This window comes from Enterobacter sp. MALB-1, assembly GCF_041021625.1.
GTDB lineage: Bacteria > Pseudomonadota > Gammaproteobacteria > Enterobacterales > Enterobacteriaceae > Enterobacter > Enterobacter oligotrophicus.
On the sequence record NZ_JBDPJL010000001.1, the window covers coordinates 3,341,021 to 3,366,516 of the forward strand.

Here is a 25,496-nt window from a genome sequence, read left to right on the forward strand (position 1 = left end):
CGAATTTCCCCCCGTTAACCGATATACTTAGAACAACAAACACGCAATTTTCTCATTACAGCATTCAAAACAGGAGGTTTTATGCTCATCGTTATTCCTGTCCTTATTTTCGTTGCGCTGGTCATTGTAGGCGCAGGCGTCAAAATTGTTCCGCAGGGCTATCAGTGGACGGTAGAACGCTTCGGTCGTTATACCAACACATTGCAGCCCGGTTTAAGCCTGATTGTTCCTTTCATGGACCGCATTGGTCGCAAGATCAATATGATGGAACAGGTACTGGATATTCCTTCTCAGGAAGTGATCTCTAAAGACAACGCCAACGTCACCATTGATGCGGTCTGCTTTATTCAGGTGATCGATGCCCCGAAAGCCGCGTATGAAGTGAGCAACCTGGAGCTGGCGATCGTGAACCTGACGATGACCAACATCCGTACCGTACTTGGCTCCATGGAGCTGGACGAGATGCTTTCCCAGCGCGACAGCATCAACACCCGCCTGCTGCACATTGTTGATGAAGCCACCAATCCCTGGGGGATCAAAGTCACCCGTATTGAGATCCGTGACGTGCGTCCACCGGCAGAGCTTATCGCCTCCATGAACGCCCAGATGAAAGCCGAACGAACCAAGCGCGCCTATATTCTGGAAGCCGAAGGGGTGCGTCAGGCGGAGATCCTGAAAGCCGAAGGGGAAAAGCAGTCGCAGATCCTGAAAGCCGAGGGCGATCGTCAGTCGGCATTCTTACAGGCGGAAGCGCGTGAACGTTCAGCAGAAGCGGAAGCCCGTGCGACGCAGATGGTATCCGAGGCCATTGCCGCCGGTGATATCCAGGCCGTGAACTACTTCGTCGCGCAGAAATATACTGATGCCCTGAAAGAGATCGGCTCCGCGAACAACAGCAAAGTGGTGATGATGCCGCTGGATGCCAGCAGCCTGATGGGTTCCATTGCCGGGATTGCTGAACTGATCAAAGACAGCGGAAACGAGCGTAAAAAATGATTGAGCTGATTGTTGCACATCCTCATGCGTTCTGGCTAAGCCTCGGTGGTTTGTTGCTGGCCGCGGAGATGCTTGGCGGCAACGGCTACCTGCTCTGGAGCGGCGTAGCTGCCGTGATTACTGGTCTGGTCGTCTGGATTCTGCCTTTCGGCTGGGAATGGCAGGGCGCGACATTCGCCATTTTGACGCTGATCGCCGCGTGGCTGTGGTGGCGCTGGCTGAACCGCCAGGTCAGGGAGCAGAAACCAGCGGATGCGCATCTTAATCAGCGCGGGCAGCAGATCGTCGGCAAGCGTTTTACCCTCGACGCCGCGCTGGTGAACGGACGCGGACATATGCGCGTGGGTGATAGTTCCTGGCCGGTAGTGGCTGATGATGACCTCAGCGCCGGAACGCAGGTTGAGGTCATCGCGGTAGAAGGGATAACTCTGCGGGTCAGAGCCTGTTAAGCGTGGGTCTTGCGATGACAGCAGCCGGAAAGGTTGTCGATAATCGGGCAGTCGGCGCTGTCATCACCCGGACAGGATTCCGCCAGTTGCAGGAGCTGTTCACGCATCGACTGCAGCTCAACAATATGACGCTCAATCTCTGCCACTTTTTCCAGCGTCCGTTTTTTCACGTCCGCGCTGTGACGCTTCGGATCGTTAAACAGGTTGACCAGCTCGCCGCACTCCTCCAGGTTAAAACCCACCTGTCTGGCCTGGCGCAGTAACGTCAGTTCATCAAGATGCCGTTGCGTGTAACTGCGGTAGCCGTTTTCACTGCGCAGCGGCGGCGTTACCAGCCCTTTCTCTTCATAAAAACGAATCGCTTTGCTGGTCAATCCGGTTTTTTTCGCAACATCACTGATATTCACATTTCCCCCTTGACCTTCCCCTTGATGGAAGGTTTAACCTTCATAACAGTTAGCGAAAAGTGTTACTTAGGTCAACAACTGACCAGTTCATTATACGGGAGTTTTGTTATGTCTCACACTATTGACCTGACACTGGACGGCCTCTCCTGCGGCCACTGTGTCAAACGCGTTAAAGAAAGCCTGGAACAGCGTCCTGATGTTGAGAGCGCCGAGGTCACTATCGATCACGCCGCCGTCACCGGCAGCGCCAGTGCAGATGCGCTGATCGACACCATCAAACAGGCCGGTTACGGGGCGGAGCTAAGCCACCCAAAGGCTAAACCGCTGGCAGAGTCACCATCCCCGTCGGAAGCACTGACAGCGGCCACTCCTGAGCTTCCGGTAGCGGATGACATTGATGACAGCCAACAGCTGCTGATCAACGGCATGAGCTGCGCCAGCTGCGTCTCCAGAGTACAGAATGCATTGCAGGCTGTGCCCGGCGTCGCGCAGGCACGGGTTAATCTTGCGGAACGTACTGCGCTGGTGATGGGCAGTGCTTCCGCCGCTGATTTAGTGCAGGCCGTTGAGAAAGCGGGCTATGGCGCAGAAGCCATCGAAGACGATGCCAAACGCCGCGAACGCCAGCAGGAAACGGCCATCGCCACCATGAAACGCTTCCGCTGGCAGGCAATTGTCGCCCTGCTGGTCGGTATTCCGGTAATGGTGTGGGGCATGCTCGGCGACAACATGATGGTCACCGCGGATAACCGCACGCTGTGGCTGGTGATTGGGTTCATTACGCTTGCCGTAATGGTCTTTGCTGGCGGGCATTTCTACACCAGCGCATGGAAGAGCCTGAAAAATCGCGCGGCGACAATGGATACGCTGGTTGCCCTCGGCACCGGCGCAGCATGGCTCTACTCGATGAGCGTTAACGTCTGGCCGCAGTGGTTCCCAATGGAAGCACGTCATCTCTATTATGAAGCGAGCGCGATGATTATCGGCCTGATTAACTTAGGCCATATGCTCGAAGCCCGCGCCCGTCAGCGCTCCTCGAAGGCGCTGGAACGGCTCCTTGATTTAACCCCCCCGACGGCACGCGTGGTAACGGAGGATGGCGAAAAAAACGTTCCGCTGGCGGACGTTCAGCCCGGTATGACGCTGCGCCTGACTACCGGTGACCGTGTCCCCGTCGACGGTGAAATTACCCAGGGCGAAGCCTGGTTTGATGAAGCGATGCTCACCGGCGAACCCATCCCACAGCAGAAATCGCAGGGCGACGCGGTGCACGCGGGTACGGTCGTACAGGACGGCAGCGTGCTATTCAGCGCCCGCGCCGTCGGCAGCCATACCACGCTGTCGCGTATTATTCGCATGGTTCGCCAGGCGCAGAGCAGCAAGCCGGAAATTGGTCAGCTTGCGGATAAAATTTCCGCCATTTTCGTTCCGGTTGTTGTGGGGATTGCCCTGCTGAGTGCGGCAATCTGGTATATCTTTGGCCCCGCACCGCAGATTGTTTATACGCTGGTGATTGCCACCACGGTGCTGATCATCGCCTGCCCGTGTGCGCTCGGCCTGGCAACACCGATGTCAATTATCTCAGGCGTCGGCCGCGCCGCCGAGTTTGGCGTGCTGGTGCGTGATGCCGATGCCCTGCAGCGCGCAAGTACGCTGGATACACTGGTCTTTGATAAAACCGGGACGCTGACGGAAGGGAAACCGCAGGTCGTGGCGGTGCATACCATCGGCTTCGCGAAAGCAGACGCACTTCGTCTCGCCGCGGCCCTGGAACAAGGTTCCAGCCACCCGCTGGCTCGCGCCATTCTCGATAAAGCGAATGATTCCGCTCTGCCACAGGTCAGCAACTTCCGTACTCTCCGCGGGCTGGGTGTTAGCGGTGAAGCAGAGGGCCACGCGCTGCTGCTGGGCAATCAGGCGCTACTGAATGAAAACGGCATTGATACCTCAGCGCTGGAGAGTGAACTGAAAACGCAGGCTTCTCAGGGAGCAACGCCGGTGCTGCTGGCGGTCGACGGTCAGGCGATAGCGCTACTGGCTGTGCGCGATCCGTTACGCCAGGACAGTATGGACGCGTTACAACGCCTGCACCGCGCGGGTTATCGCCTGGTAATGCTGACCGGGGATAACCCAACGACGGCTAACGCTATTGCCAAAGAAGCCGGTATTGATGAGGTGATTGCAGGCGTGCTGCCGGATGGCAAAGCGGATGCGATTAAGAACCTGCAACGTCAGGGGCGTCAGGTGGCGATGGTCGGCGACGGTATCAACGACGCGCCGGCGCTGGCCCAGGCGGATGTAGGTATTGCGATGGGTGGCGGGAGCGATGTTGCCATTGAAACGGCAGCGATTACATTGATGCGCCACAGTCTGATGGGGGTTGCGGATGCGCTGGCCATTTCGAAAGCAACGTTGCGCAACATGAAGCAGAACCTGCTGGGAGCGTTCATCTACAACGCCTTCGGGATACCGATTGCCGCCGGAATTTTGTGGCCGCTGACCGGAACGCTGCTAAACCCGGTGGTGGCTGGGGCTGCCATGGCGCTCTCCTCCATTACGGTAGTGAGCAACGCCAACCGGCTGCTGCGGTTTAAACCGAAGGATTGAACCTTCTTCTCCTACGCGCTAGCATGAACCTTTCCGGTCATGGAGCGCGTATGAGTCTGTTTAATCGTATAAAAGCATCGTTTCGCGCCCTCTTCCCCCGACGTTATGCCTGGCCTGGTATGGATATCTCACTCCCCGGCGGGCAACACCTGCACCTTGTGGGCAGCATCCATATGGGCACGCAGGATATGTCCCCGCTGCCTGCCGGCCTGATAAAACTGCTAAAGCATGCTGACGCGCTGGTCGTTGAGGCCGATATTTCGGGTCATGAGTCACCGTTTGCAGGACTGGAGAGCGCTCGTCCTCTTGCAGAACGTCTCAACGAAGCCCAACTGACCGAATTGACGCGGCTCGCGGATGAAACCGGCGTATCGCTCGCCATGCTGGACACCCTGCCGCTGTGGCAAATTGCGATGGTATTGCAGGCAACGCAGGCGCAGCGCCTGGGGCTGCGCGGTGATTACGGCATTGACTATCAGCTGTTAAATACGGCGCGGGCACGCAGTATGCCCATCATTGAGCTGGAAGGAACGGACAGCCAGATTGCCCTGCTTCGCCAGCTTCCCGATGATGGCCTGATGCTGCTGGATGACACCCTCACCCACTGGCACACCAACGCGCGTCTGTTGCAAACGATGATCGGCTGGTGGCTGGATGCGCCGCCCACGGGCAGTAAGCTGACATTACCGTCAACGTTCAGCGAATCGTTGTATGATGTGCTGATGAACGCGCGCAATCAGGCGTGGCGAGAAACGCTGTATGCTCTGCCTGCCGGGAGGTATGTCGTGGCCGTTGGCGCGCTGCATTTGTATGGGGAAGGGAATTTACCCTCACTGCTGAAATAAAAAAATGGCCAATATTTCTATTGGCCCGTCAAAGAGGAATTTCATCGTTTTTATTATGCCGAAGGAGACCTTCGGTTGAGCCGATTGTCGCTCAAAGTGACCATCACTGCCAATACTATTGCGCAAGATGGTGCTATTTTTTAGACAAACGTCAGGCGTATGCTGTTGGCATGAATTGTCTGTCGTAAGAAGGATAGCTATGACTCCCGCCGTTAAATTACTCGAAAAAAACAAAATTTCTTTCCGGATACACACTTACGATCACGATCCGCACGAGACAAATTTTGGTGATGAAGTGGTGCGTAAACTGGGTCTGAATGCCGACCAGGTCTATAAAACGCTGCTGGTTGCCGTGAATGGTGATATGAAACATCTCGCCGTCGCGGTGACACCTGTTGCGGGACAACTGGATCTGAAAAAAGTCGCCAAAGCGCTGGGGGCAAAAAAGGTCGATATGGCAGACCCGATGGCTGCGCAACGCAGCACCGGCTATCTGGTTGGCGGGATCAGCCCACTGGGGCAGAAAAAGCGTCTGCCAACGCTGATCGATGCGCCTTCGCAGGAATTTGAAACCATCTATATTTCTGGCGGCAAACGCGGGCTGGATATCGAACTGGCGGCGGGCGATCTGGCGAAAATGCTGGACGCGAAATTTGCGGATATTGCGCGCCGGGAGTAGACGAAAAAGCCGGGTGGCGGCTACGCCTTACCCGGCCTACATGTTGCTCCCGTAGGCCCGGTAAGCGCAGCGCCATCGGGCAACCAAACCCCGCACTACTGCCAGCTCACCTCACCCTTCGGCTCGTACGCATTCACGTCAATCGGTGAATTCTGCTGGATAAACTGCTTCAGCACTTCCGCATCGATAAAGCCGGTATTCACATAGCCCGGTTTATTATCAATATGCGGATAGCCGTCACCGCCGGTGGCATTGAAACTTAACGTTGCCAGACGGTAGGTTTTGGCGGGATCAACCGGCTCGCCTTTGATTTTGAGGTCATTCAGCTTGCCATCTTTCGCCACAAAGCTGACGTTTGCAAACTGCGGATAGGCCCCGGAGTCCGGCTTCATCTGCGCCACGGCGGTCAGGTAGTCAATCACCTCTTTACCGCTCATATCCGCATACACCACCACGTTACCAAACGGCTGTACCTTCAGCACATCTTTATAGGTGATATTTCCGCCTTCAATGGAGTCACGAATGCCGCCGCCGCTCATCACGCCAAAATCAGCGTTTGTACGCGCCATTTGTGCCGCCAGCACCAGATGCCCCATGTTAGTCTGCACAAAACGAACTTTGCTGCGATCCCCTTCCAGGCGACCATTCAGCGTGCCGATCTTCACGTCCAGCTGCGCTTTGCCTTTACTCTGGAACGGCGTCAGCAGCGAGAGCATCTGCTGGTTTTCCGCAATTTCTGGCGTATAAAGTACGCGCTCACTTTTCCCGTTCGGGTAAGTGACCTTCTTCTTCAGGTTGACCGGAATAAGCTGGTAATGCACCAGTTTCATCTCGCCGTTACGGAATTCAAAATCCGCGCGGCCCACGTATTTGCCCCACTCGTGGGCCTGCACAATCCAGATGCCGTTCTGACGATCCGGCGCACACGGCGTGCCGGGCACATAATCCACCTGTTTTTTATTCTCTGACGCCATGCACACCGGGTCCTGTGAGTGACCACCCACAATCATCGCCAGCGAGCCCGCTGGCAGGCTGCGTGCCATCTCCACGTCGCCAGGAGCATTAGAGCCATGCTCACCGTTGTCGTAGTGGCCCATATGAGTGGCGGCGATAATGACGTCCGGTTTCTCGTTCTGCTGTAACTCCTGAATCACCAGCTTCGCTTCATCTGCCGGTTTGCGGAATTCTATATCGGTGAAGAACTCAGGGTTGCCAATTTTTGCCGTGTCGTCAGTCGTTAACCCAATCACCGCGATTTTCAGATCCTGGCGCTTAAACAGCGCCCACGGCTTAAATAAACGCTCGCCGGTGCTTTTCTGGTAAATATTGGCGGAGAGGAACGGGAATTTGGACCATTTCTCCTGCTGGCGCAGCACGCTCAGCGGATTATCAAACTCATGGTTACCAACGGCCATCGCGTCGTAGCCGATTAAATTCATGCCGCGAAAGTCTGGCTCCGCATCCTGCAGGTCGGATTCTGGTACGCCAGTATTGATATCGCCACCGGATAACAGCAGCACACTGCCACCTTCTGCCGCCACCTCTTTACGAATGCCATCCACCAGCGTTTTTTGAGCAGACAGGCCATATTCGCCGTATTCGCTGCGCCAGAAGTGACCGTGGTGATCGTTGGTATGCAGAATGGTGATTTTATAGGTTTTGTCTTTCTCATACGCCTGCGCGGGCAGGCTTGCCAGCCCCCATGCAGCGATCAACGCCAGCGCAATGCCACGCTTCATTAACTTCATCTTCTCTCTCCCTGACCATAGACAAACGCAAAAATTACAATGAGTAATCAGAATAGACAAATATGTTTTCAGAATTGCGACTTTCTTCAAATGTCACAGACGGGTATGTTAGTCGGATAATAATTACACCCTGCATTTCTAATAACTAAAGACGTGGTAATTCTCTCTATGGCAATCAGTGAATCAACCCAGCCCGTTTCGGGCGCTCCGGCGTCGCCGCCAAAATCGCGCACCTCATTTAAGGTATTAGGCGCAATCAGTCTCTCGCATCTGCTCAACGACATGATCCAGTCGCTGATTCTGGCGATCTATCCGCTGCTGCAGTCCGAGTTTTCATTAACCTTCGTACAGATCGGGATGATCACCCTGACCTTCCAGCTGGCCTCCTCGCTACTGCAGCCCGTTGTCGGTTACTGGACGGATAAATATCCGATGCCGTGGTCGCTGCCGATTGGCATGTGCTTTACCCTGAGCGGGCTGGTACTGCTGGCCATAGCGGGCAGCTTTGAAGCGGTACTGGTCGCCGCCGCGCTGGTCGGCACCGGATCGTCAGTGTTCCACCCGGAATCCTCCCGCGTGGCGCGTATGGCCTCCGGTGGCCGTCACGGGCTGGCGCAATCCCTGTTCCAGGTGGGCGGGAATTTTGGCAGTTCCCTCGGCCCACTGCTGGCCGCAGTGATCATCGCCCCATACGGCAAAGGTAATGTGGCGTGGTTTGTGCTCGCGGCCCTGCTGGCGATTATCGTTCTGGCACAAATTAGCCGCTGGTATGCCGCTCAGCACCGCGTGAATAAAGGTAAACCTGCCGCGAAGGTTATCAATCCTCTTCCCCGTAACAAGATTATCCTCGCGGTCAGCGTGCTTCTGGTGCTGATTTTCTCGAAATACTTCTACATGGCGAGTATCAGCAGCTATTACACCTTTTATCTGATGCAAAAATTCGGATTATCGGTACAAAACGCCCAGTTCCACCTGTTTGCCTTCCTGTTTGCAGTGGCCGCAGGCACGGTGATTGGCGGGCCTGTTGGCGATAAAATCGGACGTAAATATGTGATTTGGGGCTCTATTCTGGGTGTCGCGCCGTTTACGCTGGTTTTACCCTACGCAAGCCTTGAATGGACAGGGATTTTAACCGTCATCATTGGGTTTATTCTTGCCTCGGCGTTCTCGGCCATTCTGGTCTATGCCCAGGAACTCTTACCGGGCCGTATCGGTATGGTTTCCGGTCTCTTTTTCGGCTTTGCCTTCGGCATGGGCGGCCTGGGCGCGGCGGTATTGGGGATGGTTGCAGACCACACCAGCATCTTCCTGGTCTATAAAATCTGCGCTTTCCTGCCACTTCTGGGGATGTTGACCATATTCCTGCCTGACAACCGCCACAAAGCGTAATTTCCGGGTCGCTAAAGTTTTACTTTGGCGACCTGATCCCCTGATGCTATAAGGCTTTCTTCTCTCTACGCCCCCGAATTTATCAAAATCTGCTTTTTTGACCGCATATTGCTGTTTTATTCAAACTTCAACAATTATTCATAAACATAACAATGAAAATTGTCATAAACTATTAATCGGCTTTTTGGTGTTTACGCCAAAAGAGGAACACCCATCACGAAAGGAGACGGAATGCATCACGCCACACCGCTTATCACCACCATTGTTGGTGGACTTGTGCTCGCTTTTATCCTTGGCATGATTGCCAACAAACTGCGTATTTCACCTCTTGTAGGCTATTTATTAGCGGGTGTGCTGGCGGGACCGTTTACGCCAGGTTTTGTGGCGGATACTAAACTGGCTCCCGAACTGGCGGAATTAGGCGTGATTCTGCTGATGTTTGGCGTCGGTCTGCATTTCTCACTGAAGGATCTGATGGCGGTAAAGTCTATCGCCATACCGGGAGCGATCGCCCAGATAGGGGTGGCGACGCTACTGGGAATGGCGCTCTCAGCAGTGCTGGGCTGGTCACTGATGACCGGTATCGTGTTCGGGCTGTGTCTTTCAACCGCCAGTACCGTGGTGCTGCTGCGCGCGCTTGAAGAGAGGCAGTTGATAGACAGCCAGCGCGGGCAGATCGCGATTGGCTGGCTGATTGTAGAAGACCTGGTGATGGTACTGACGCTGGTTCTGCTGCCCGCTGTCGCCGGAATGATGGAAAAAGACAACGTTGGCTTCGCCTCGCTGGCGCTGGATATGAGCATCACTATCGGTAAGGTTGTGGCATTTATTGCCATCATGATGCTGGTCGGCCGCCGTCTGGTACCGTGGATCATGTCCCGCAGTGCCGCGACCGGTTCCCGCGAACTGTTTACCCTTTCCGTGCTGGCGCTGGCGCTGGGTATCGCCTTTGGTGCCGTAGAGCTGTTCGATGTCTCCTTTGCGCTGGGTGCGTTCTTCGCCGGAATGGTGCTGAACGAATCCGAGCTGAGCCACCGCGCCGCACACGATACCCTGCCGCTGCGTGACGCGTTTGCGGTGCTGTTCTTTGTCTCCGTCGGGATGCTGTTCGACCCGCTGATCCTGATCCAACAACCGCTGGCCGTGTTGGGCACGCTGGCGATTATCATCTTTGGTAAGTCGGTTGCCGCCTTCTTCCTGGTGCGTCTGTTTGGTCACTCGCCGCGCACGGCGCTGACCATTGCCGCCAGTCTGGCGCAGATCGGTGAATTCGCCTTTATTCTGGCCGGACTGGGCATGGCGCTGAACCTGTTGCCGCAGGCCGGGCAAAATCTGGTTCTCGCGGGGGCGATCCTCTCCATTATGCTGAATCCGGTACTGTTTGCGCTGCTGGAAAAATACCTCGAGAAAACCGAGACGCTGGAAGAGCAAACGCTGGAAGAAGCGACGGAAGAAGAGAAGCAGATCCCGGTGGATATCTGTAACCATGCGCTGCTGGTCGGCTTCGGCCGCGTCGGCAGCCTGCTCGGAGAGAAGCTGATGGCGCAGGGCATTCCGCTGGTGGTGATTGAAACGTCACGCACTCGCGTCGATGAGCTGCGCGAGCGTGGTATTCGTGCCGTGCTGGGCAATGCAGCGAATGAAGAGATCATGAATCTGGCGCACCTGGACTGCGCGCGCTGGCTGCTGCTGACCATTCCAAACGGCTATGAAGCGGGTGAGATTGTGGCGTCGGCGCGCGAAAAGTGCCCGAATATTGAGATTATCGCGCGGGCCCACTATGACGACGAAGTCGAGTACATCACCGAACGCGGTGCAAATCAGGTGGTGATGGGTGAGCGTGAAATTGCGAATACAATGCTGACGCTGCTGGAGAAACCGCCGGTTGAAGTGACGGTGTCGGGTTAAAGAAAGCCTGCTGGCGCTACGCTTAGCAGGCCTACAAGTAGCCCCGGTAAGCGCAGCGCCACCGGGGTTTTCTTTTAGCAATCAACGATCCCAATAAGCCTCTTCGAGGCTATCTTCCCTTTCCGGCAGCCCACGCGTTAAGCGCGGCGAATGCTGGTTCAGAACCTGATAACTCACCCGGTTCGCATACTTACACACCTGCGCCAGCGACGAATAAGTCAACCAGTTGAATTTGTGCTTGCTGGAGTTCGGCACGTTGGTTTTGTGATACGCGTTCGCCGTGATGTCATGCAGCAATGCCGCCAGCGCGCCGTCGCCTGCGCCGTTGGTATTCATGATCTTCTCCGGGCCGCCCATGTACGGTGCAATGTGGGAGAAAATACGCAGCGGGTTCACACAGTCTTTATGGCGCATAGCGCGGCTGAATTCGTACTGGTTGAACTCAGCAATCGCCCCTGGCAGCAGCGGGTGCTGGGTTTTGCGTTTGCTCTCTTCTTCCGTAAAGCCCGCCATGTACAGCCCAACCGGTCCGGCGGTACAGAGCACCAAATCCACCCAGTCCAGCGCTTTATTGGAGGCCAGCAGCGGATCGCTCTCGCCCGTCAACGCCTCAGCCTCTTCCTCGTTCATCGCCAGAATCGAGACGTGCTCTTTCAGGAAGGCCTGCCACCACTCAGGGTTATCGGCAATCACGAATTTAGTGCCGAGCGTCAGGACGACCGGGACGTTGTATTTCTTCGCGTACTCTACCGCCTTCATGGTCGCTTCCGGCATCGGTTCGCCCGGTTTGCAGCGCACCAGGTAGGAGGTGAGCACCAGCGCAGATGCGCCCGCGATCACCGCTTCCGGGATGCTCTCCGCACGCAGTTTGTTCATGTGGCCTGGGCTGATGGCAAAGGTACGCTCACCGGAATCGCTGATCAGCGTGAAGCAGCGGCCAATCGGCCCGTCGACGCCCTGCAGATAGTTCAGATCGGTACGGCTTGAGGTATTGCACAGGTAGCGGTAGGCGTAGCCACCGATTTCAATATTGCTGCACATCACGCCCAGCAGAACCGAGCGGTCATCGGCCAGGACGGAGTAGTTGTGCATAGTATTGCCGATGGTGCCACCGGCAAACTGGTGGGTGATCAGATTTTCGCGCACCAGCTCCTGGTACAACGCTTCGGCAACGTCGTCCTCAATCACCAGTGAGTGTCCGGCGCTCAGACCGTAACGTGCGACAAACGCATCATCCACTTTGGCTTCAATGTCCACCAGCGTCTGATCGATACCTACCACCCATGCGGCACTGGTTTCGTTTACCGGCTGGATTTGCTGCAGCAGCGGATCGCGGGCGTTAACGGGAAAGTAGTGTTTGGATTTACGTTTACCGGGAAATTTCATGGTCTGAACTGTGCAAGGATTATGGGCCGGGAATGGTAGCACAAACCCGGCCTAAAGCGCGATCAGCGGCTGTTCGTTACCAGCGAGACCATCATGTCGATATGTTCAGGAGCGTCGTTAAGTGCCGGAATGTATTCGTACTTTGTCCCACCCGCTTCAAGGAAAAACTCCCGGTTCTGAACCGCAATTTCCTCCAGCGTTTCAAGGCAGTCCGCCGAAAAGCCCGGCGACATGACCTGAACATGTTTCACGCCTTTTTCACCCAGCATTTTGAGCGTTTCATCGGTGTACGGCGTGAGCCACGGCTCGCGCCCAAAGCGCGACTGGAAGGTCATCATCACCTTCTCTGGCGGCAAACCGAGCGCAGAAACCAGCTCACGGGTGGTGTCGCGGCAGCGTTGCGGGTAATCATCGCCTTCATTAGCGTAACGCTGCGGGATGCCGTGATAGGAGAGCAGGAGCAGATCCGGTTCGCCATGTTTTTCAAACGAGGCGCGCGCGCTGCTGGCAAGCGCCTTAATGTAGAGATCGTTATCGGCATAATCGCGAATAAAGGTCACACCCGGAATACGACGACGGGTGGCAAGAATACGCGCCAGCTCATCCCAGACGGCTGCCACCGTAGAGCAGGAATACTGCGGATAAAGCGCCAGCACGATAATGTGCTCAACGCCTTGCGCCAGAAGCGCGTCGACAGCGCTTTCCAGTGATGGCTTACCGTAGCTCATGCCGAGCGCCACCGGCATATCCGGCAGGCGAGCAGCCAGCGCTTTTTCCTGACGACGGCTGTAAACCATCAGCGGTGAGCCCTCTTCCATCCACACGGACTGGTAGAGCTTTGCCACGCGTGGAGAGCGAATCGGCAGAATGACGCCACGCAGCAGCGGCCACCACAGCAATCTCGGGGTATCCACAACACGCGTGTCGCTTAAAAATTGTCGCAGATAGCGTTTTACCGCGTCTGGAGTGGGTGCTTCTGGAGTGCCCAGATTGGCAAGCAGGATGCCGGTTTTCGCCTGACTCATTCACGCCTCTTAACCTTTTGATTAGTTATCAATTGTAGCGGAAATGCGTTTAAACGGAACCCATTGCTGTGATAGGTAAGATGAGAATTTTTCTCACCCGGAGGAACCGGGTGAGAGACATGCCATTAGCCGAGGATTTTTTCCAGCTCTGCACGAACGTCAGCGACAGCTTTGGTACCGTCAACTTTCGCGTATTTGGTGTTACCCGCCTGCGCTTCTTTGCTGTAGTAGCCGATCAGCGGGGCCGTCATCTGATGGTATTCCACCAGGCGCTTACGCACGGTCTCTTCCTGATCGTCTTTACGGGTGGTCAGCTCTTCGCCGGTCACGTCGTCTTTGCCTTCAACCTTAGGCGGGTTGAATTTGATGTGGTACACGCGGCCAGAGGCAGCGTGTACGCGACGGCCCACGATACGGTCAACGATCAGCTCGTCCGGTACGTCGAACTCCAGCACGTAGTCCACGTTGATGCCCGCTTCTTTCATGGCGTCAGCCTGAGGAATGGTGCGTGGGAAGCCGTCCAGCAGGAAACCGTTACGGCAGTCTTCCTGAGCAATGCGCTCTTTGACCAGCGCGATAACCAGCTCGTCGGTCACCAGCTTGCCTGCGTCCATGATGTCTTTCGCTTGTTTACCCAGCTCGGAGCCAGATTTAACAGCGGCGCGCAGCATGTCACCGGTGGAGATTTGCGGAATACCGTATTTCTCCATGATGAACTGAGCCTGAGTTCCTTTACCCGCGCCCGGAGCGCCAAGCAGAATAATACGCATTGCGAAAATCCCCTCAAAAGTCGATTCAATTTTTCAAAAAGCGCTAAACAATACCACCAGAACGGGTATGGCTCAAGGAAGGCGGGAAGGCTGAAACGGTTAATGGGGGGAGAATATTTGGGAGGGTGCGGTTTGATGCCCTCACCCCGGCCCTCTCCCACGGGAGAGGGAGAAGACCAGGGGAGGCGTGGTCAATTACGCCAGCAGCAGCGCATTCACACGTTTAATGAACAGGTTAGGATCTTCCAGCGTGCCGCGCTCGGCCAGCAGGGACTGATCCAGCAGCAGCTCAACCCACTCAGCGAAGCGTGCTTCGTCCTGAGTATCCGCTGCGCGTTTTACCAGGGGGTGATCCGGATTAAGCTCAAAGATATATTTCACTTCCGGCATCGCCTGGCCCGCCGCGGCGAACAGTTTCGCCATCTGGGTGCTCATTTCATCGGCATCGGTGGTGACAATGGCCGGGGTGTCGGTCAGACGGTGCGTGAAGCGCACCTCTTTCACGCGGTCGCCCAGCAGGGTTTTCACGCGCTCAACGAACGGCTCCAGCGCTTTCTCAGCTTCTTTCGCGCTTTCATCCACTTCATCCGCCAGCTTGTCGATGGACTCGTCAGCTTTGGCAACGGACTGGAAGGATTTACCGTCGAACTCGGTCAGGTAGTTCATCATCCATTCGTCGATGCGGTCAGAAAGCAGCAGCACTTCGATGCCTTTCTTACGCAGCAGCTCCAGGTGCGGGCTGCTCTTCGCCGCCGCATAGCTGTCGGCGGTGATGTAGTAGATCTTCTCCTGCCCTTCTTTCATGCGGGAAACGTACTCTTCCAGCGACACAGTCTGCGCGGAGGAGTCGGTATGCGTGGAGGTGAAACGCAGCAGTTTGGCGATCGTTTCAACGTTCGCGGTGTCTTCCGCCGGGCCTTCTTTCAGCACCAGGCCGAACTGTTTCCAGAAGGTCTGGTATTTTTCCGCATCGTCTTTCGCCAGTTTTTCCAGCATCTGCAGCGCACGTTTGGTCAGGGCGTTACGCAGGTTACGGGTGACGGTGCTGTCCTGCAGGATTTCACGGGAGACGTTCAGCGGCAGATCGTTGGAGTCGATCAGGCCACGCACAAAGCGCAGGTAGTTCGGCATGAACTGCTCGGCGTCGTCCATGATGAACACGCGCTGCACGTACAGCTTCAGGCCGTGCTTGTGATCGCGGTTCCACATGTCCCACGGTGCCTGCGCCGGGATGTACAGCAGGCTGGTGTACTCCTGCTTGCCTTCCACGCGGTTGTGGCTCCAGGTCAGCGGGTCGGTAAAGTCGTGGGCGATGTGCTTGTAGAATTCGTTGTATTCGTCGTCTTTGATTTCAGACTTATTGCGCGTCCACAGCGCCTGCGCCTTGTTGATCTTCTCCCAGGAGACCACGGTTTCGCCGTCTTTCTCTTCCTGTTTTTCAATCTCAACCGGCAGCGCGATGTGGTCGGAATATTTGCTGATGATGGAGCGCACGCGCCAGTCGTTCAGGAAATCGTCTTCGCCTTCACGCAGGTGCAGGGTGATTTCGGTGCCGCGATCCGCTTTGGTGATGTCATCGACGGTGTATTCGCCTTCCCCTTTGGATTCCCACAGCACGCCGTTTTCAGCGCTGTCGCCCGCCGCGCGGGTGCGCACGGTGACTTTGTCCGCCACGATGAACGCCGAGTAGAAGCCGACGCCGAACTGACCGATCAGCTGGCTGTCTTTCGCCTGGTCAGAGCCCATGGACTCAAGGAACGCTTTGGTGCCGGATTTGGCGATGGTCCCGAGGTGGTCGATCACCTCGTCACGGTTCATCCCGATGCCATTATCGGCGATGGTCAGGGTACGGTTCTCTTTGTTGAAAGAGACGCGCACGCGCAGCTCGCCGTCACCTTCATACAGATCCGGGTTAGACAGCGCGCGGAAGCGCAGCTTGTCCGCCGCATCCGAGGCGTTGGAAATCAGCTCGCGCAGGAAGATTTCTTTGTTGGAATACAGGGAATGGATCATCAGGTGCAGAAGCTGTTTTACTTCTGACTGGAAACCACGGGTTTCTTGTCCTTTCATCTAAGTCGACCTCAACAATGCCATTTAATGGGGTTTTGAAACGTTGAGGGAGAGATGGGGATAAGAGAGGAAATTTTCAAGCGGAGGCCGCGCATGCAGCCTCCGTTTGGTCAGAAAATAATCTTGTGACGCCCGGCCAGAGAGTGCGACAGCGTGGTACCGTCCACCATCTCCAGCTCGCCGCCCACCGGTACGCCGTGAGCAATGCGGCTGGCATCAACGCCATACTGCGCGCACAGTTCAGCGATATAGTTGGCGGTTGCTTCCCCTTCCACCGTCGGGTTGGTGGCGAGGATCACCTCTTTGATCGTTTCCGATTCGAGACGCTGCTCAAGACGGTCAAGACCAATATCGTCCGGGCCAATGCCGTCCAGCGGGGAAAGATGCCCCATCAGCACGAAGTAGCGGCCGGAAAACTGCCCGGTCTGCTCGATGGCGTAGATGTCCGCCGGACTCTCCACCACGCAAATCTGGCCGTTTTCCTGACGACGCGGATTCGAGCAGATGTTGCAGACATCCTGCTCGGTAAAGGTACGGCAATCCGCACAGTGACCAATTTCTGACATGGCGCGGGTCAATGCCTGCGCCAGGCGCATCCCGCCGCTGCGGTCGCGCTGCAAAAGCGTGAACGCCATGCGCTGCGCCGACTTCGGGCCAACGCCCGGCAGGCAGCGCAGTGCTTCCATTAACTGCGTGAGCAGCGGACTGGTTTGCATCAGAACGGCATCTTGAAGCCCGGCGGCAGTTGCATACCGCTGGAAACAGAGGCCATTTTCTCTTTCTGCGTTTCGTCGATACGGCGAGCGGCATCGTTAAACGCGGCTGCAACCAGATCTTCCAGCATCTCTTTATCGTCTTCGAGCAGGCTCGGGTCGATTTCCACGCGACGGCAGTTATGCGCACCGTTGATGGTCACCTTGACCAGACCGGCACCGGATTCACCTGTGACTTCCAGCTGAGCGATCTCTTCCTGCATCTTCTGCATTTTTTCCTGCATCTGCTGAGCCTGCTTCATCAGGCCACCCAGACCGCCTTTTCCACCAAACATAGGCTTCTCTCTCTTTCACGTTTAATGATGACAACCGTAAGTCAGACTCACGATCAAATGGGGCGAATACTCTCTTCATCCAGATCCGCGTCGAAGAACCGGCGCAGCGTCTGGATGTTGTTATCCGCAATAATCGCCTCGCGCGCCTGCGCGAGCTTCTCTTCATAAATGGCCTGCCGCCACTCCAGCGGCGTTTTAACTGCCGGATTATCATCTTCAATGATAGTCAATTCAACCGGCGCACCCTGTAATGTGGCGAGCGCCTCCGCCAGCGCTTTTTGGGCACCAGGGGAGTTCAGGTGCCGTTGACCAGGGCGCAAATGTAAACGCACCTGATTGCCGTCCTGCTCTTTCCAGGCGTTCAGCGCGACCTGCTCCACCAGCTTCGGCAGTTGCAGTTTGCTGACCTCAGCGGCCCAGGCGTCACGCTCAATCGATTCTTCGGCGAGCTTCGCGGAAAGCTCCGGCGTTTTTTCATGCTCCAGCGCCTTTTTCAGCGCTTTCGGCGTGGCGACCTCTTCTTTCACCGTTTCGATGAGGGTGGTCGCTTTCCAGCGGTATGCCTCTTCTTTCGCCGGGGCTTTTTGCTCGAGCGCGGACGGTGCAGGGCGCGATTGTACGCGCTCCGTTACCGAAGCCAGTCGTTCAAGCGCGGCGTTGTTCACCGGCCGCGCTCTTCCTGGCGCTGCCGGTTCACTCTTTTTTGGTTTGGTTGCTCCCTGCGCACGTTGCAACTGGCTTCGTGCGGCAAGCACCGAACTGGTGGCATCCGACAGCGGCACGTTTTGCTGTGGCGGCGGCGTCGGCTGCGGTGGCACCTGCTGCGGCGACATCACCGCCGTAGGGGCGACGGGCGCAAAAGACTGCTGCGGCACTTCCGGCTCAGGCAGCGGCATACGCGGGTGGAACGCCAGCGCGCGCAGCAGCGTCATTTCGACACCCATGCGGCGGTCCGGTGCAAACGGCAGCTCTTTGCGGCCAATCAGCAGCGTCTGATAATAAAGCTGTACGTCGGCAGGCGGTACGGTGCGGGCAAGTTCACGCATCCGCTGTTCGATGGTCGCCATATCTGCGCCAATCGCCGACGGAGAAAGCTGCAGCATCGCCACGCGGTGCAGCAGACTGAGCATTTCCACCAGCAGCGCTTCCCACTCGACGCCACGGGCAGAGGCCGCGTTAACCAGCGACATCACACGCTCGCCGTTGGCGGCGATCATCGCTTCGATCAGCGACAGCGCCTGATCGTCATCCAGCGTGCCGAGCATGGTGCTGACCGCATCGGTGGAGAGTTTACCGTCACCGCTGGCAATCGCCTGGTCGGTCAGGCTTAACGCATCGCGCAGGCTGCCGTCGGCGGCACGTGCCAGCAGTTGCAGGGCGCGCGGCTCGTGAACAATCTTCTCTTCATCAAGAATGTGTTCCAGCTGAGCGCGGATCTGCTCAACGTCCAGCGCCTTCAGATGGAACTGCAGGCAGCGCGACAGGATCGTGACCGGCAGCTTTTGCGGATCGGTGGTCGCCAGCAGGAACTTCACATGTGCAGGCGGCTCTTCCAGCGTTTTCAGCAGGGCATTGAAGCTGTGGCGCGACAGCATGTGCACTTCATCGATCAGGTAGACCTTGAAGCGGCCACGCGCCGGGGCGTACTGCACGTTGTCGAGCAGATCGCGGGTATCTTCCACTTTGGTGCGCGAGGCGGCGTCGATCTCGATCAGGTCGACAAAACGCCCCTGCTCGATCTCCCGGCAGTTATCACACACGCCGCACGGCGTGGCGGTGATCCCGGTTTCACAGTTCAGACCTTTTGCCAGCAAACGGGCAATAGAAGTCTTACCGACGCCGCGGGTGCCGGAGAAAAGATAGGCGTGATGGATGCGACCTAGCGACAAGCCGTTCGCCAGGGCCGTCAGCACATGTTCCTGACCGACAACGTCAGCAAAGGTTTGTGGTCGCCATTTACGGGCTAACACCTGATAACTCATGGGCAGGCTCTGCAACGCTGGAAGGTGAATTTATGGAGGGGAATGCTATCACAACCTCACCCATTGAGCGAGGTTGTGAAAACCGGGATTAATGACCGGGGAAAGGCACCAGGCTGTAGCTGGTAATACCCTGTTTTTCCAGGCGCTGTTCACCGCCGAGATCGAACAGGTTGATGATGAAGGCCGCGTCGGTCACTTCACCACCCAGACGACGGATCAGCTTCACGGTCGCTTCGATGGTGCCACCGGTCGCCAGCAGATCGTCCACCACCAGCACTTTGTCGCCCGGTTTGATGGCATCAACGTGGATTTCCAGTTGATCGGTGCCGTATTCCAGTTCGTAGCTTTCTGCGATGGTTTCACGTGGCAGTTTGCGCGGTTTACGCACCGGCACAAAACCCACGCCCATTGCCAGCGCAACCGGTGCGCCGAACAGGAAGCCACGGGCTTCTGTACCTACTACTTTAGTGATCCCGGCGTTTTTATAACGCTCGACCAGCAGTTCGATGCTGAGCGCGTACGCTTTCGGGTCTTCCAGCAAGCTGGTGACATCACGGAAAAGAATGCCAGGCTTCGGATAGTCCTGGATGCTTTTGATGCTGTTTTTCAGATATTCAAGCTGCTGTGCAGTTGCGGTCATCGGTTTGTGCCTAAATGAAACAGTGTTACTCACAGCGCGCAACGAGTCGGCCAAGGCAACAATTGTTTAACCTTTGACCAGGCGCACCTGTGCTCGAAAACGGTCGAATTTACTGGCTGCGCGTGATAATTGCAACAGCCATGATAAGGCTTCAGTGCTTTTGTTGCTTTTCATCAACCACGGGGATGCGCCACATAAAGATAAGCAGGCAGGTCAGGATCGCCAGTAGCAAAATACGCACCCACATCATTTTCACCAGCCATAATGAGATGGCGAAGGTAATCAGGATCACCGCAATGGCGCGCGGCTTTGCGCCAGGCGGCATTGCCCGGTGTTTTTGCCAGTGACGCAGGTAACCGCCAAACCATGAACGGTACAGCAGCCAGTGGTGAAAACGCGGCGACGAGCGGGCAAAGCACCACGCCGCCAGCAGAATGAAGGGCGTGGTCGGCAGTAATGGCAAAACGACACCCAGCGTGCCAAGCACTACCGCGAGCCAGCCAATGATGATTAAAATAGTACGCTGCATAATGCGAATCGTTATCAAACTGAACGGCTACTTTACCACTGGAGAGCGCATTGAAAACAGCCTTGCTTCTGGAGACGCTGCAAAATCAGCTGACCGCCCTGCGCGCGCAGGCCACACCGCTGATGGGGCACGCCACGCTGAAGCCGCGCTTTGACCGACAGCTTTTTCGTACCCGCAGCACCTTAATCCAGGATTATCTTGCCGAAGCGCAGACGAATCTTGATGAGTTACGTCATGCGGTACAGAACGAGCAACGGGAACAGGTGGCGTGGCTTGCGGAACATCTTACCGAGCAGATCACCGCCCTGCATCGCGAAATTACCGCCTGGCCGTTGCGCGCATGGGACAGCGCATCGCCGGGCCTCGGCAAATGGCAGCGCAAACGGCTGGAGAACCAGGAATTTGAGCGTCGCCTGTTTGAGATGAAGCGCGAGCGTGAAGCGCGTCTGAACAACAGCGAGACGCTGGAAGAACAGCAGTTATTGATGCGCGAGATTAGCGCTCTGGAAGGTCGCCTGGTCCGCTGTAAACAGGCACTGGAAGAGATTGAGCGCGTTATTGAACGCCTGACCCGATAACAGGAGCCACTGATGTCACTGGAAAATGCCCCCGATGAGGTCAAGCTGGCCGTCGATTTGATTATGCTGCTGGAGAATCACGAGATCCCGGCGGAGACGGTGCTAAAGGCGCTGGAGATTGTGCGAAAAGATTTTGAGGGGAAATTGCCCTCACCCCAGCCCTCTCCCTGAGGGAGAGGGAGGAAAAGATCCGCAGACGTTAAGCCGGAGTGGGGTCATCCCCCTTAATCTCGCGCTTCACTTCCGTATGCTCGTCACCTTTCTCGTTACGCAGGTGAACTTCAAGCTGGTTGAAGGCAATATTAATGTCGTTTTCGCGGCACAGGCGATCGATGGCGCGGTTCAGCTCATCGACGGTAAAGCTGCGATCGCGCAATTCACGCACGTATAAACGCAGCTCATGATCCAGCGTACTCGGGCCAAACGTGGTAAAGAACACCGCCGGGGCCGGATCGTGCATGACTTTCGGATGCTCGGCAGCCGCTTTCAGCAAGACCTCTTTCACCTTGTCCAGATCCGATCCATAGGCCACACCCAGGCGGATCACCACGCGGGTCACGGTGTCGGAGAGCGACCAGTTGATCAGACGTTCAGTTACGAACGCTTTGTTCGGGATGATCACCTCTTTACGATCGAAGTCGGTAATGGTGGTCGCACGAATGCGGATCTTGCTGACCGTCCCTGAGAAAGTGCCGATGGTAACGGTATCACCGATACGCACCGGGCGTTCGAACAGGATGATCAGGCCGGAAACGAAGTTACCAAAGATCTCCTGCAAGCCAAAACCAAGACCCACGGAGAGGGCCGCCGCCAGCCATTGCAGTTTATCCCACGAAACGCCGAGCGACCCGAAGACGGTCATCGCCCCGACGATAATGATCACATAGTTCAGGATCGTCGTGATGGCATACGACGCCCCCTGGCGAAGGTTCAGACGCGACAGCACCAACACTTCCAGCAGACCGGGCAGGTTACGAATCAATGCCCAGGCGACCACCAGGGAGACCAGCGCAAAGAGCAGGCTGCCCATTGTCACGCTTTTCATCACCGTTGTGCCCGCTTCTGTCCCGCTGTATTGCCAGAGCGTTACGCTGTCGAGATAAGCAAACACGGTGATTAAATCAGACCAGATCGCCCAGAACATCACCCCAAACAGTGCCACCATCACCAGCATGGTGATACGTAGCGTCTGCTGGTTGACCTGCTCCAGCGCGATGGTCGGCTCTTCCACCGGTTCAGCGCCTTCAGCCCCCTCTTTTACCTGATTCTGACGACGCGCAATCGCACGACGGTAGGCAATACGACGTGCTGCCACGCTCAGCCCACGCAGTACGGTCTGGTAAAGCAGGTTCCAGATAATGACCAGATAAACCGTTTCAATCCAGCGGCCAGACAGACGCAGCGTGGTGTAGAAGTAGCCCGTTGCCGTCAGCACCATCAGCGCCAGCGGGATGACCGCCAGCACTGTAACGGTGATCAGGCGGATATTGTGCGACTCTTTATCGCGCCAGCTGTCGCGGCACATCGGCCACATCAGGATAGCGATCAACAGCAGGTTCAGCATAATAACCAGCTGTCCCAGCACGTCGTCCATTAGATGCAGCGGGGAAAGCTCAGCAACAACAGACCAGAAATGAAGCGGTAACAGCGCCAGGCTGACACGCACAATCTGACGACGCCAGTGGCTGGTCAGCTGTTCCGGCATATTGAAGTGGCGGACGGCGACGCCATCTTTTTCCAGCACTTTCCAGCACACGCCAAACACCAGCCAGAACAGCGCCAGCTTTTTACTGAATGCCCACAGCAAGTCACTGATATTCAACTGCATGGTAAGCAGAATCAGCCCGGCCGCCAGGATCAGCAGACAGATCGGCAGCGCGCGGATGAGGTCAATCAGAATTGCTTTCGGGGTGTGCAGTTGGCTGTCGTTTCGCAATTGCCCGACTTCATGCGCGAGCTTCGCCTGATACGTCTTTAACCAGCTCAACCGCCAGCGAATCAGGCCAGCGATCAGCAACAGCGGCAAGCCCGCCAGGAAAGCAATCATCACCGCAGGCCAGGCTTTCTCCCAGTTAACGGTGATTTTCATGCTTTTGATTTGTGTTTTCAGCGCCTCAGGGAAGGATTTAATCCAGTCCCAGTCCATCGGCTTGTTGCTGTTCACCCAGAAAATCTGCTGGGTCAAAATCTCCTGCAGACTTTTCGAGACGCTGACTAACTGCTGCTGATTAATCTGCAGGTTAATCGCCATCATCAGTTGCGTGCCGAGCTGTTTGTTGAGCTGGTCAAGCAGCTCGCGGCGCATATCAACCACCTGAAGCAGTGCGTCGTGAACTTCCGGGTTCACGTCACTGGAGTGGCCCTCTTCCAGCCTGGCGACAAAGGTATCGCTCTGGAAAAGCGCGTCGCGCTGCTGGTTGACGTCAAACTGCTCCAGACGCAAATCCGCGATGCGATTGGTCATGTCCTCCAGTTCATCGGCGGACGGCAGCGTCTGCTGTTGCTGATACAGAATACGCGACAGCAGAAGACTGCCTTTCAGAACCGCAATCTGCTCTTTGATGTTACGTTCCGCCTGCAGCGCACGATCCAGCCAGTTTTTGACTTTGATATTTTGCTGCACCAGCGAGTTACCGCTTTCCGTGGCCTGAATCAGACGCTCACTCAACTGATGGTTAACGTCGAGCTCCTGCTTCACCAGCGGGTTGGCCTGAATACGGGCGGTTTCGTCTGGCGATACCGCTTCATGCGCGGTTTTTTCCGTTAAAGTCAGGCGCTTACTGTTTAACGCCTCCTGCAACAGCTGAAGCTGATGTTCCAGACGGTTTATATTAGCCGTCACGTAATCACGTTGCTTTTGCAGGGTGTCCTGCAGCACCGTATTGCCTTCAAGGCTCTTACGCTGTTGTTCAATTTCCGCATTAAGTAGCGTCTGCTGAATCATCAGCAACGTCTGCTGAGTAGAACGTAACGCGCCATCTCCCACCGCCGTGCCATTCAGGCGATTGCGGATCTGCTGAAGCTGCTGTGAGGCGGTGTACATCGCGTTTTGCACGCGCTCAGGCTGAGTCTGCAGCGAAACAAGCTGGCTATTATAAGTTGCCAGATCCGACTGGGCCGTCTGCAAATCGTCCATCAATTGTACAGCGCGTGACTCAAGCTGACGTAGCGAGAGCGTGGCGAGCGTTTTGCGGGTTTCATCATCGTTATCGACGTCGCTCAGCGCACTCAGCGCATCCATTGCCTTACGCATGTTCTCCGGTGCCTGGGCGACCTTCTGGCGAAGCTGAGCGGTTTCAGCTTTAACCCGTTCAATTTTATCGAGAGTTTCCAGCGTTTCCGTCAAATCCTGCTGGACGAGCTTCTCCTGAGGCGACAGCTCTTTTTGCTTACTCAGGGTATCCAGCTGCGCCTGAACGTCGGCACGCGTAGGGATATCATTGGCGTTATCTGCGCGAGCATACGAAAGCGGCGCGGCTGCAAAGAAAAACAGCATAGCGAAAAATAATGCAAGAACAGGATGTTGCGAGCGATTGGTGTGCAGCATAGTCGTGAATGTGATGTCTGAGAATGACCGAAAATAGTCCGGCGTGAAGAATATCACGCCCGCTGAAAGCAGAATAGCGCGAACGTTAACCTCCGGGATAAATCCTGGACAGTTCAGGCAGGGAGTGGCGAGGCGTCATCGCGAAGCGTCGGGCAAAACTGGCACATCTCCAGCAATATCGCGACATAGTTACGCGCTTCCTTTTTCAGATCAAAAGACTGTGGCGCGAACAGCCAGTTTTCCATCAGGCCCGAAATGTAGCTGCGCATCAGGATGGCCGCCCGGCGGGTCAGCAAGTTTGCTGGCAGCATATTGGCCTGAATGCACTGGTTCAGTGTCTGTTCAATACGATCGTAGCTTTCCAGGCAGAGGCTGCGTTGCGCCTGCTGGACGACCGCCATTTCCCCCACAAACTCGCATTTATGGAAGATGATTTCCATCATTAAGCGACGACGTTCTTCAACTACCGTTGCTTCAAGGATATATACTAATATTTCTCTTAATACTGAGAGTGGATCGTCGGGGAATTTTGCCCGATACTCAGTCTCAAGATCGCTAATGCTGGATTCTGAAAGCTCCCAGATTTCACCAAACAGATCTGACTTGTCTTTAAAATGCCAGTAAATCGCTCCCCGCGTGACGCCCGCGGCCTGAGCAATCTGTGCCAGCGAGGTTGACGAAACACCCTGCTGTGAGAACAAACGCATTGCCACATCCAGAATGTGTTGCCTGGTTTCCAGCGCTTGTTGTTTGGTTTTTCGTGCCATACGTTAGTGAATTTACAGGAGTCAGATTTACATACATTTATGAATGTATGTACCATAGCATGACGATAATATAAACGCAGCAATGGGTTTTTGGACTCAGGACCATTGATCAATTTGAAATCGGAC

The 25,496-nt window shown here is 55.9% G+C and carries 22 protein-coding genes and 1 other annotated feature; of the genes, 9 read left to right on the forward strand and 13 right to left on the reverse strand.

Features of this window, described 5'->3' with window-relative positions; all coding sequences use genetic code 11:
- Positions 1-81 precede the first annotated feature (81 nt).
- Both ABGB15_RS16065 and ABGB15_RS16070 read left to right on the forward strand, forming a co-directional pair.
- Positions 82-996, forward strand: coding sequence for an SPFH domain-containing protein (locus ABGB15_RS16065; RefSeq protein ID WP_152083713.1), 915 nt, complete (start codon positions 82-84; stop codon positions 994-996).
- Positions 993-1,445, forward strand: a complete 453-nt coding sequence (locus ABGB15_RS16070; RefSeq protein WP_215722766.1) for an NfeD family protein — start codon at positions 993-995, stop codon at positions 1,443-1,445. The genes ABGB15_RS16065 and ABGB15_RS16070 overlap by 4 nt, the downstream gene beginning before the upstream one ends.
- Here the strand turns inward: ABGB15_RS16070 and cueR are convergent.
- The gene (gene cueR / locus ABGB15_RS16075; RefSeq protein ID WP_152083711.1) at positions 1,442-1,852 is read right to left on the reverse strand and encodes a Cu(I)-responsive transcriptional regulator; all 411 of its coding nucleotides are present in this window, start codon (positions 1,850-1,852) and stop codon (positions 1,442-1,444) included. The genes ABGB15_RS16070 and cueR overlap by 4 nt on opposite strands.
- A gap of 108 nt (positions 1,853-1,960) precedes the next feature.
- Here cueR and copA point away from each other — a divergent pair, with 108 nt between their 5' ends.
- The 3 genes from copA to ybaK all read left to right on the forward strand — a co-directional run bounded on the left by copA (position 1,961) and on the right by ybaK (position 5,983).
- Positions 1,961-4,459 carry a copper-exporting P-type ATPase CopA gene (copA, locus tag ABGB15_RS16080; RefSeq protein ID WP_215722765.1) on the forward strand — a complete coding sequence of 833 codons (2,499 nt, stop codon included), beginning with the start codon at positions 1,961-1,963 and terminating at the stop codon, positions 4,457-4,459.
- Positions 4,460-4,509: 50 nt separating this feature from the next.
- Positions 4,510-5,304: a TraB/GumN family protein gene (locus ABGB15_RS16085; protein WP_215722764.1), complete on the forward strand. Its 795-nt coding sequence runs from the start codon at positions 4,510-4,512 to the stop codon at positions 5,302-5,304.
- 199 nt (positions 5,305-5,503) lie between these two features.
- On the forward strand, positions 5,504-5,983 hold the full coding sequence (gene ybaK / locus ABGB15_RS16090) for a Cys-tRNA(Pro)/Cys-tRNA(Cys) deacylase YbaK (protein WP_215722763.1): 480 nt from the start codon (positions 5,504-5,506) through the stop codon (positions 5,981-5,983).
- 95 nt (positions 5,984-6,078) lie between these two features.
- On the opposite strand, the gene ushA is transcribed toward ybaK, so the two are convergent.
- Entirely contained in the window at positions 6,079-7,731 is a 1,653-nt protein-coding gene (ushA, locus tag ABGB15_RS16095; protein ID WP_215722762.1) for a bifunctional UDP-sugar hydrolase/5'-nucleotidase UshA, read from the reverse strand.
- Between the two features lie 168 nt (positions 7,732-7,899).
- Between ushA and ABGB15_RS16100 the strand changes: the two genes are divergently transcribed.
- Both ABGB15_RS16100 and ybaL read left to right on the forward strand, forming a co-directional pair.
- Positions 7,900-9,120, forward strand: a complete 1,221-nt coding sequence (locus tag ABGB15_RS16100; RefSeq protein WP_152083706.1) for an MFS transporter — start codon at positions 7,900-7,902, stop codon at positions 9,118-9,120.
- A gap of 231 nt (positions 9,121-9,351) precedes the next feature.
- Positions 9,352-11,028: a YbaL family putative K(+) efflux transporter gene (gene ybaL, locus ABGB15_RS16105; RefSeq protein ID WP_152083705.1), complete on the forward strand. Its 1,677-nt coding sequence runs from the start codon at positions 9,352-9,354 to the stop codon at positions 11,026-11,028.
- A gap of 81 nt (positions 11,029-11,109) precedes the next feature.
- Here ybaL and ABGB15_RS16110 read toward each other — a convergent pair whose 3' ends face one another.
- The 9 genes from ABGB15_RS16110 to ABGB15_RS16150 all read right to left on the reverse strand — a co-directional run bounded on the left by ABGB15_RS16110 (position 11,110) and on the right by ABGB15_RS16150 (position 20,478).
- The gene (locus ABGB15_RS16110; protein WP_152083704.1) at positions 11,110-12,414 is read right to left on the reverse strand and encodes an inosine/guanosine kinase; all 1,305 of its coding nucleotides are present in this window, start codon (positions 12,412-12,414) and stop codon (positions 11,110-11,112) included.
- Between the two features lie 62 nt (positions 12,415-12,476).
- The gene (gene hemH, locus ABGB15_RS16115; protein WP_215722761.1) at positions 12,477-13,439 is read right to left on the reverse strand and encodes a ferrochelatase; all 963 of its coding nucleotides are present in this window, start codon (positions 13,437-13,439) and stop codon (positions 12,477-12,479) included.
- Positions 13,440-13,564: 125 nt separating this feature from the next.
- A complete protein-coding gene (adk, locus tag ABGB15_RS16120) occupies positions 13,565-14,209 on the reverse strand; it encodes an adenylate kinase (protein ID WP_022647279.1) in 645 nt (214 codons plus the stop codon).
- A gap of 195 nt (positions 14,210-14,404) precedes the next feature.
- Complete coding sequence (htpG, locus tag ABGB15_RS16125) at positions 14,405-16,279, reverse strand: molecular chaperone HtpG (RefSeq protein ID WP_215722760.1); 1,875 nt, start codon at positions 16,277-16,279, stop codon at positions 14,405-14,407.
- A gap of 110 nt (positions 16,280-16,389) precedes the next feature.
- Complete coding sequence (recR, locus tag ABGB15_RS16130; protein WP_013095898.1) at positions 16,390-16,995, reverse strand: recombination mediator RecR; 606 nt, start codon at positions 16,993-16,995, stop codon at positions 16,390-16,392.
- Complete coding sequence (locus tag ABGB15_RS16135; protein ID WP_003858972.1) at positions 16,995-17,327, reverse strand: YbaB/EbfC family nucleoid-associated protein; 333 nt, start codon at positions 17,325-17,327, stop codon at positions 16,995-16,997. Before ABGB15_RS16135 ends, recR begins: the two co-directional genes overlap by 1 nt.
- Before the next feature lie 53 nt (positions 17,328-17,380).
- Entirely contained in the window at positions 17,381-19,309 is a 1,929-nt protein-coding gene (gene dnaX, locus ABGB15_RS16140) for a DNA polymerase III subunit gamma/tau (RefSeq protein WP_313326796.1), read from the reverse strand.
- Positions 17,987-18,051 (reverse strand) — a sequence feature (DnaX frameshifting element). Its footprint overlaps the gene before it by 65 nt.
- An 88-nt stretch (positions 19,310-19,397) precedes the next feature.
- Positions 19,398-19,949 (reverse strand): adenine phosphoribosyltransferase, encoded by a 552-nt coding sequence (gene apt, locus ABGB15_RS16145; protein WP_000127359.1) that lies wholly within the window; start codon positions 19,947-19,949, stop codon positions 19,398-19,400.
- A gap of 151 nt (positions 19,950-20,100) precedes the next feature.
- Positions 20,101-20,478 (reverse strand): DUF454 family protein, encoded by a 378-nt coding sequence (locus ABGB15_RS16150; RefSeq protein ID WP_028017608.1) that lies wholly within the window; start codon positions 20,476-20,478, stop codon positions 20,101-20,103.
- Positions 20,479-20,528: 50 nt separating this feature from the next.
- Here ABGB15_RS16150 and priC point away from each other — a divergent pair, with 50 nt between their 5' ends.
- Positions 20,529-21,056, forward strand: coding sequence for a primosomal replication protein N'' (gene priC / locus ABGB15_RS16155; RefSeq protein ID WP_152083700.1), 528 nt, complete (start codon positions 20,529-20,531; stop codon positions 21,054-21,056).
- Between the two features lie 12 nt (positions 21,057-21,068).
- Positions 21,069-21,227, forward strand: coding sequence for a pleiotropic regulatory protein RsmS (gene rsmS / locus ABGB15_RS16160; RefSeq protein WP_152083699.1), 159 nt, complete (start codon positions 21,069-21,071; stop codon positions 21,225-21,227).
- Positions 21,228-21,255: 28 nt separating this feature from the next.
- Here the strand turns inward: rsmS and mscK are convergent, their stop codons facing one another.
- Positions 21,256-24,603: a mechanosensitive channel MscK gene (mscK, locus tag ABGB15_RS16165; RefSeq protein ID WP_215722758.1), complete on the reverse strand. Its 3,348-nt coding sequence runs from the start codon at positions 24,601-24,603 to the stop codon at positions 21,256-21,258.
- Positions 24,604-24,716: 113 nt separating this feature from the next.
- Positions 24,717-25,370 carry a multidrug efflux transporter transcriptional repressor AcrR gene (gene acrR / locus ABGB15_RS16170; RefSeq protein ID WP_152083697.1) on the reverse strand — a complete coding sequence of 218 codons (654 nt, stop codon included), beginning with the start codon at positions 25,368-25,370 and terminating at the stop codon, positions 24,717-24,719.
- Positions 25,371-25,496 lie beyond the last annotated feature (126 nt).